General features: G+C 38.8%; 8 protein-coding genes and 1 pseudogene. All 9 read left to right on the top strand.

Going from position 1 to position 7872, the window contains the following annotated elements:
• Positions 1-406 (top strand): annotated as a pseudogene (locus FTU71_RS13015) (hypothetical protein); the annotation flags it as partial.
• A gap of 247 nt (positions 407-653) precedes the next feature.
• On the top strand, positions 654-1544 hold the full coding sequence (locus FTU71_RS13010) for a mitochondrial fission ELM1 family protein (protein WP_179993902.1): 891 nt from the start codon (positions 654-656) through the stop codon (positions 1542-1544).
• A gap of 13 nt (positions 1545-1557) precedes the next feature.
• Positions 1558-2367 (top strand): polysaccharide deacetylase family protein, encoded by an 810-nt coding sequence (locus FTU71_RS13005; RefSeq protein ID WP_179993903.1) that lies wholly within the window; start codon positions 1558-1560, stop codon positions 2365-2367.
• Between the two features lie 3 nt (positions 2368-2370).
• Complete coding sequence (locus FTU71_RS13000) at positions 2371-3360, top strand: glycosyltransferase (protein WP_179993904.1); 990 nt, start codon at positions 2371-2373, stop codon at positions 3358-3360.
• Positions 3350-4375: an ELM1/GtrOC1 family putative glycosyltransferase gene (locus tag FTU71_RS12995; RefSeq protein ID WP_096901153.1), complete on the top strand. Its 1026-nt coding sequence runs from the start codon at positions 3350-3352 to the stop codon at positions 4373-4375. Before FTU71_RS13000 ends, FTU71_RS12995 begins: the two co-directional genes overlap by 11 nt.
• 90 nt (positions 4376-4465) lie before the next feature.
• Entirely contained in the window at positions 4466-5533 is a 1068-nt protein-coding gene (gene rfbB, locus FTU71_RS12990; protein ID WP_179993905.1) for a dTDP-glucose 4,6-dehydratase, read from the top strand.
• A gap of 2 nt (positions 5534-5535) precedes the next feature.
• Positions 5536-6429, top strand: coding sequence for a dTDP-4-dehydrorhamnose reductase (gene rfbD / locus FTU71_RS12985; RefSeq protein ID WP_096901155.1), 894 nt, complete (start codon positions 5536-5538; stop codon positions 6427-6429).
• Entirely contained in the window at positions 6426-7310 is an 885-nt protein-coding gene (rfbA, locus tag FTU71_RS12980; protein ID WP_179993906.1) for a glucose-1-phosphate thymidylyltransferase RfbA, read from the top strand. The genes rfbD and rfbA overlap by 4 nt, the downstream gene beginning before the upstream one ends.
• Positions 7307-7855 (top strand): dTDP-4-dehydrorhamnose 3,5-epimerase, encoded by a 549-nt coding sequence (rfbC, locus tag FTU71_RS12975; RefSeq protein WP_179993907.1) that lies wholly within the window; start codon positions 7307-7309, stop codon positions 7853-7855. Before rfbA ends, rfbC begins: the two co-directional genes overlap by 4 nt.
• Positions 7856-7872: the final 17 nt, after the last annotated feature.

Here is a 7872-nt window from a genome sequence, read left to right as displayed (position 1 = left end):
GGGTGAAATATGTAAAGTTGGAGAAGTTGCTGAACGTATCGAAATACAGCAAGTGAAACCCATTTCTTACAAGGGTAATCAACATATGCTTTATGTTGGAGAAACCAATGTTCGGCTTACCCGTGCTGCAAAATCAAATAAAAAAGATTCTTTAGGTCAAAGAGTTGCTCCTCAGAAAGGTGCTGCAATTGAGGCTAGACTGATTATTGCGGTGGTTAAAGATATTAATGATAAGACAGTTGCAAGATGGTCATTGATCAGCAATGTATCAACCGAGATTACCGCAGTGGAATTGACAACTTGGTATTACTGGCGTTGGTCAATCGAATGTTATTTCAAACTTCTCAAGCAAGCAGTGACAATCCAAATACTTCATCAACAAGGTCAATCTATTAAGGCAATTTGAACCGTACCGGGTTTGTCGGAGACTCAATATTCTGAGAGACTATTCCGATGAAAAAACCAAACTATACTCCCGAAATTAGAGAAAGAGCGGTTCAATTACTCATTGAATCTGAAAAGGCGGATTCAAACCCTGTGACAGTTCAATGAAGTTTATATTTCGAGTCATTGAGGATATGTAGCTTTGCTTACTTTAAATGCTTTGATCTAGTAAAATGATGCTATTCGTGCTTTAGATCTGGTGGGTGAATATGCATATTGTATATGTGAGCGATGGCAAGGCAGGTCATCGCTCTCAAGCATTGGGTCTTTTTAAGGCAATGCAAAAGCAAACAAATATTGATCTGACTTTTGAGGAAATTTCAATTGATCATTTACCACTCTTGAGTTTATTGACTGCATATAAAAAACAAAAACATGCTGCAGTATCGCAGCCACCAGATTACATTTTTGGGGTAGGCAGTCATACGCAATTACGTGTTTTCTTGATGGGTAAAGTTTTTCCATGTGCAAAAACTGTCATTTTAATGAAACCCAATTTTCCATTATCTTGGTTTGATCATGTGGTTATTCCTGAACATGATGGTGTGCCAGAGCAGGCAAATGTGATTGTTACACAAGGTGCGCTGAATCCAATTGAAAATGAGCAGCGACACATTCCAAACCGTATTTTGATTGCATTAGGTGGTTCATCTAAACGGCATCTTTGGAATGCAGATAAGGTATTGTCTGCGATTGAACAGATTGTGCTGCAGAATAAGCAGTGTGAGATTATTTTGACGAGTTCTAGGCGTACACCTGCTGATTTTTTAGTGACATTGGCTCAGCAAAGTTTTGCTTCACAACTGCAAATTTTTCCAGTTGAACAAACGCCGCAGGGCTGGATTTTTGAAGAAATGCAAAAAGCGGAAGCTGTTTGGGTGACTGAAGATAGTGTGTCTATGATATATGAGGCACTCACCGCAGGTTGTAAAGTCGGGCTTATTCAGATAGATCGAGCGAAAGAGGATCGGATTACGCATTCGGTAGAGCATTTGGTTGATCAAAAGCTTGTATCGAATGCTAGACAAATTGCTGAATTATATTCTACGACTGCTTTTAAAGAAGCAGAGCGTGTGGCAACATATCTTTTAATCAAGTAGCTGTGATTTAATCGTGATTTATATTCTGATTGTTTTATTTATCTTGTTGTTCGCATTCAGTTATAAGTACGCATGGTGGAAGCCAGCAGTAGATTGGGATAGACCACGAATTTTAATGTATCACATGGTACGTGAGCATATAGATGGTGCAAAGTTTAATAAATTACGAGTTAAGCCTACTGAGTTTGAAAAGCAAATAGCATGGTTAAAAGCAGAAGGTTTTAACTTTGTAACTATGCAGGAATTACAAGACCATTGGGGGGAGCATCCTGCAAAAACTGTTGCAATCACTTTTGATGATGGTTATTTAGATAACTTGGAAAATGCTTTTGCAATTTTAGAAAAATACCAAGCCAAAGCGACGATTTATGTAGTGGTAGACCGACATGATCGAGATTGGTCAACATATAAGAAAGCGCACCATAACAGTGGTGAGTTGGCGCGTGAACCAAAGCTGAGTGATGAGCAAGTCTGGTTTTTAGCAAATTCTGGTTTGGTGGAAATAGGTTCTCATACACTAACACATGCCAATTTGGATAAGCTGAATGATGAAGAATGTTTACATGAGCTGGTTGATTCGAAAATTCAGCTAGAGCATTTAACACAAAAATCTGTAAATAGTTTTGCTTATCCTTTCGGCATTTATTCTGAGGGCGATGTGCGTTTAGCTAAGCAGGCAGGATATAGCAATGCAGTAACAACACAAGAAGGTATAGATGAAAAAATGCCTGATTTTATGCAGTTACAGAGGATTAAAGTCAGCGGAAAAGATTCATTATTTGCTTTTAAATTGCGAATGAAATTGGGGAAGCGGGAAGGTTAGGTGATGAAAGTAACATTGGTCATGGCAGGTGATGAAGAAGGAGGGTTAGAAAAACATGTTGTTGAATTGGCTAACTGTCTAATGAAACATCACCAAGTCACAGTTGTTGCACATGAAAAGTACCGTAGTCGATTAAAAACAGAATTTATCGCAATTGATCTGTCGAAGAGTAGAAGAAATATTATTGTTCTGTTTCAAGTTTATAGAGCATTGAAAGCACTTCAATCTGATATTGTACATGTACATGGAAATAAAGCTGCTGCAATGGTGGGTAGTATTTTAAAATTTCTACCGACTAAAAGTGTTGCCACTTTACATAGCCGTAAAAAAAATACCAAAATGTTTAAGGGTTTTGATGCGGTGATTGCAGTGAGTCCCAATGCCGCAGAAACTTTAGAACATCCTAATAAGTACATTATTCTAAATGGAATTGAACCGCCTGAGCTTAATTCCGATATTAATAAAATAACTCCACCTGTCGTTTTGGCTGTAGGAAGATTAGTGCCCGTTAAGGGTTTTGATCTTTTAATTCAAGCATGGCAAGACATACCAAATGCACAGCTTTGGATTGTAGGAGAAGGTTTTGAAAAGCAAAAGTTGGCAACACTTATTAATGAGCTTGCTCTGGAAAAGAGTATAAAGTTACTGGGTTTTCGTAATGATATTACTGATTTGATGCAGCAAGCTTCTCTTTATGTGATGTCATCTCATTATGAAGGATGTCCATATACCATGATAGAGGCTTTGCTTTGTAAAACACCTATGGTATCAACAGCTGTAGGGGCAATGGCTCAAATTTTACCTAAGCAATATCTCTGTGCTGAAAATGATGCAAATGCATTGCATCATCTGATCGCATATGCTTTAGAAAATTTAAAGCAAGTAGAGCGGGATTTCATTCCAGTATTTGCTGATGCAGAAAAAAACCTAGTTTTAGATGGAATGGTCAATAATATTGAAATGGTCTATCGTGAGGTGTTAGATGGAAAATAGTCACCTGATGATTTTAGCTTTAACGGATGGTAAAGCAGGACATGAAACACAAACTAAAGGGATAGTCACCTTACTGAATAACGGCAACCAATATGAAGTGCAGTGGCTTAAGATATACAAAGTCAGTAAATTAACTAAGCATATACTCAAAGCTTTTTTGGCTATTGTAAGCCCGAAATGGGCATTAGGTTTTTATTTGGATACTGTTCAATTACAAGCTTTTCAGTCAGATAATATTCTCCTGGTTTCAGCTGGTGGGGAGACACTTCTGCCAAATGCCTTGCTTAAAAAGTATTTTCAGCAGCAGGGGAAAGCTACCAAGAATGTGATTGCAACCTCATTAAGAGGGATTCCAGCTTGTTATTTTGATGCTGTATTTACTATTGATGATAAATACAAAAATCAAAAACCTTTTATTTATTACCCAATTGCACCAAATAAACAACTTACTTTTCAATTGGAACATAGAGTTCAGCAAGCAAAGCAAAATCTGGATTGTATGGAACAGAAAGTACTGATTATTTTAATTGGTGCAGATACTAAAACATCCAAAATTGGGACTTCTTATGAATGGATTGAGTGGATTAAGTACCTGGCGCGGAACTATCCAAATTGGAAAATTCTGATCAGTACATCCAGGCGTACACCCGAAGATTTTGAGAAGGATCTACAGCAGGCCTTCACTAGAAATCCACAGATAGCTTTAACACTAGTCAATCATGGTCAGCAATGTGATATTGCTGATTATATTTATGCAGCGGACTTAATCATTTGTTCACCTGAATCAACCTCGATGATCAGTGAGGCGTTGGTGAGTGAAAAGAAAGTGTTGATTCCTGTATTCAAATCCAGTGTATTTGATAAGGAACTTGAAAATTATCTAGCTAAGTTTGAGCAAGAGCGATGGCTTAGTAAGGTTTATATAGATAAAATGGCAGACCTAATTGGAGTTGTTGAGAAGATTACACCACAGAAACATAGAATGAATTTGCTCGATCAATTCAAAAATATTTAACTCTCACCATAGAAGTTAACTATTTATGTCGATGTTCTAAAAATTCTTCTTTGATATGATTTGTGTGCTCTAGATTTTTTTGGGGGGAAAATGAGATTTTTAATTACAGGTGGTGCAGGATTTATTGGATCTACAGTGATTCGCCATATTATTCAGAATACAGAACATGAAGTTTTAAATGTTGATAAACTAACCTATGCCGGTAATCTAGAATCGTTAAGTTCCATTTCTAATTACTCTCGTTATCAATTCTCCCAAACCGATATTTGTAATCGTGCCGCACTAGATCAATTATTTACAGATTTCCAACCTGATGCAGTGATGCACTTGGCTGCAGAATCCCACGTAGACCGTTCGATTTCTGGGCCTTATGCTTTTATTGAAACCAATATCATCGGCACTTATCAAATGTTGGAAGCAAGCCGCGCTTACTGGTTAGGCTTAAATGAAAAAAAGAAGGCTACATTCCGTTTTCACCATATTTCAACAGATGAGGTCTATGGTGATTTAGAAGGAACAACGGATTTATTTACAGAAAAAACCCCTTATTCTCCTAGTTCACCTTATTCAGCAAGTAAAGCGAGTTCAGACCATCTGGTTCGTGCTTGGAATCGGACCTATGGATTACCGATTTTAGTGACCAACTGTTCCAATAACTATGGTCCTTACCATTTTCCAGAAAAACTCATTCCATTAATGATCTTAAATGCTTTGCAAGGAAAAGCACTTCCAGTCTATGGTAATGGCCAGCAAATTCGTGACTGGTTATTTGTGGAAGATCATGCCCGTGCACTTTATACTGTCGTGACTCAGGGGCAAGTAGGTGAAACCTATAACATTGGTGGTCACAATGAAAAAGCCAATATTGATGTAGTTCTTACCATTTGTTCTTTACTCGAAGAACTGGCTCCTAATAAACCACAAGGTGTTGAACGTTATCGAGACTTAATTACGTATGTAAAAGACCGCCCAGGCCATGATGTACGTTATGCGATTGATGCTTCAAAAATTGAACATGAATTGGGTTGGACACCGAAAGAATCATTTGAAACGGGATTACGTAAAACGGTTGAATGGTACTTAAACAATAATGAATGGGTTGAACACGTTCAAAGTGGTGAATATCAATCCTGGTTAAATAAGCAATACCAAGGATAAGCATGAAGATTTTATTGCTTGGAAAAAATGGTCAGGTTGGGTGGGAACTACAACGTGCTCTAGCTCCTTTGGGTGATGTTATTGCATTAGACCGGCATGGTCTAGCGGGACTGTCCGGTGATATGACCCAGCCACGGGCGATTTATAACACGATCATGACGGTAAAACCTGATGTGGTCGTGAATGCTGCTGCCTATACAGCCGTGGATTTAGCTGAAACAGAGCAGGATCAAGCCGATTTAGTGAATCATCAAACGGTAAAAGCTGCAGCTGAAGCGTGCCAACAAGTCAATGCACTGTTTGTGCATTACTCGACAGACTATGTTTTTGATGGCTTAGGTCAGACTTCATTTCTTGAAACGGATCGCATTGCACCCTTAAATGTTTATGGTCAAACCAAAGTGCAAGGTGAGCAGGCAATTATTGCAAGTGGTTGTGATTACCTAATTTTCAGAACCTCATGGGTCTATGCTGCTCGAGGAAAAAATTTCTTGAAAACTATGCTGAATTTGGCTCAGCAGCGAGAAGAACTCTCTATCATTGATGATCAAGTGGGTGCCCCTACCTCGGCTGAGTTGATTGCGGATATTACGGCACAGGCCATTCCACAAACAGCGGCTGACAGCATGAAAACAGGGGTTTATCACCTTGTAGCAAGTGGTGAAACTTCATGGTTTGGGTATGCCAATTATGTTTTTGAGCAGGCACGAGTCTTTGGATTGGAATTGGCTGTACAAAAGGTCAATCCCATTCCTACCATGGCGTATCCAACTCCAGCCACACGACCACATAATTCACGATTAAACAATCAAAAGTTACAGCAAACCTTCAGATTGAATTTGCCGCATTGGCAAGAAGGTGTAAAACGAATTCTAGCGGAGCTATTAAGCAAATGAGTATAAAACGTAAGGGTATTATTTTAGCAGGCGGTTCCGGTACACGCTTACATCCGATTACCAAAGGTGTGTCCAAGCAACTTCTACCAATTTACGATAAGCCAATGATTTACTATCCGCTTTCTGTATTGATGCTGGCGGGTATTCGTGAAGTTTTAATTATTTCAACACCTGAAGACCTTCCAAACTTTGAAAAATTATTGGGCGATGGTTCCCAATTTGGTATTGAATTGAGCTATAAGGTGCAACCTTCTCCTGATGGTTTGGCACAAGCATTCCTGATCGGTGAAGAATTTATTGGTCAAGACAATGTCTGTCTAATTTTGGGTGATAATATTTACTACGGTCAGCACTTCAGTGAGCAACTTGAGGCCGCGAATGCACGTGAGCATGGAGCCACAGTCTTTGGCTATCATGTTACAGATCCTGAGCGTTTTGGTGTGGTTGAATTTGACAAAACTGGTAAGGTACTCAGTATTGAAGAAAAACCTGTACAGCCAAAATCTCCTTATGCGGTTACAGGTTTATATTTCTATGACAATCGTGTCGTTGAATTTGCCAAGCAAGTTAAACCTTCAGCTCGTGGCGAACTTGAAATTACCGACATTAATAATGCTTACTTGAAAGATGGTTCACTCAATGTCGAACTACTTGGTCGTGGCTTTGCCTGGCTGGATACAGGTACGCATGAATCTTTGCTTGAAGCAGGGCAGTTTGTTTATACCATTGAAAAACGTCAATCGTTGAAAGTGGCTTGTCTTGAAGAGATTGGTTTTAACCAAGGTTGGATTAGTAAAATTCAATTACTAGACAGTGCTAGTGCTTTAAAGAAAACAGAATACGGTCAATATCTGTATAAAATTGCGGATGAAGCACAATGAAAATTGAACAAACCAAAATTGAAGGCTTGCTGATTATACATCCACAAGTGTTTGGTGATGATCGTGGCTGGTTTATGGAAAGTTTTAATCATCAACGTTTTGCTCAAGCACTTGAAGAGTTAAATTTACCCGTACCAACATTTGTTCAGGATAATCACTCACTGTCGCAAAAGGGAGTGCTACGCGGTTTACACTTCCAAAAAACTCCATATGCTCAGGGCAAATTGGTTCGAGTTGTGCAAGGCCAGGTATGGGATGTGGCTGTGGATATTCGCCCTGAATCTAAAACTTATGGTGAATGGGTCGGTCTAGAACTTAGCGCTGAGAATAAAACCATGTTCTGGATTCCGGAAGGATTTGCCCATGGTTTTATTGCATTAGAGGATAATACCCAGTTCTTGTATAAAACTACCAATTACTATAATAAAGAAAGTGAAGATGCCATTATCTGGAATGATCCCACACTCGCAATTGATTGGCCTTTAAATCAGGTTGATAAAGTGTTGGTGAGTGAGAAAGATCAGCAAGCAAATCAATTCAAATAAAAAGAGGAGCAGTAGCT

This window comes from Acinetobacter sp. YH12136 (assembly GCF_013418545.1).
Taxonomy (GTDB): domain Bacteria; phylum Pseudomonadota; class Gammaproteobacteria; order Pseudomonadales; family Moraxellaceae; genus Acinetobacter; species Acinetobacter towneri.
The sequence above is the reverse complement of the archived record's forward strand: the minus strand, read 5'-3'. Positions and strand labels throughout refer to the sequence as shown.

Excerpts from the sequence above, each read along its gene's own strand:
- FTU71_RS13000 (WP_179993904.1), top strand. The coding sequence starts at position 2,371 with ATGAAAGTAACATTGGTCATGGCAGGTGATGAAGAAGGAGGGTTAGAA.
- rfbB (WP_179993905.1), top strand. The coding sequence starts at position 4,466 with ATGAGATTTTTAATTACAGGTGGTGCAGGATTTATTGGATCTACAGTG.
- rfbC (WP_179993907.1), top strand. The coding sequence starts at position 7,307 with ATGAAAATTGAACAAACCAAAATTGAAGGCTTGCTGATTATACATCCA.
- rfbA (WP_179993906.1), top strand. The coding sequence starts at position 6,426 with ATGAGTATAAAACGTAAGGGTATTATTTTAGCAGGCGGTTCCGGTACA.
- FTU71_RS13010 (WP_179993902.1), top strand. The coding sequence starts at position 654 with ATGCATATTGTATATGTGAGCGATGGCAAGGCAGGTCATCGCTCTCAA.
- FTU71_RS12995 (WP_096901153.1), top strand. The coding sequence starts at position 3,350 with ATGGAAAATAGTCACCTGATGATTTTAGCTTTAACGGATGGTAAAGCA.
- rfbD (WP_096901155.1), top strand. The coding sequence starts at position 5,536 with ATGAAGATTTTATTGCTTGGAAAAAATGGTCAGGTTGGGTGGGAACTA.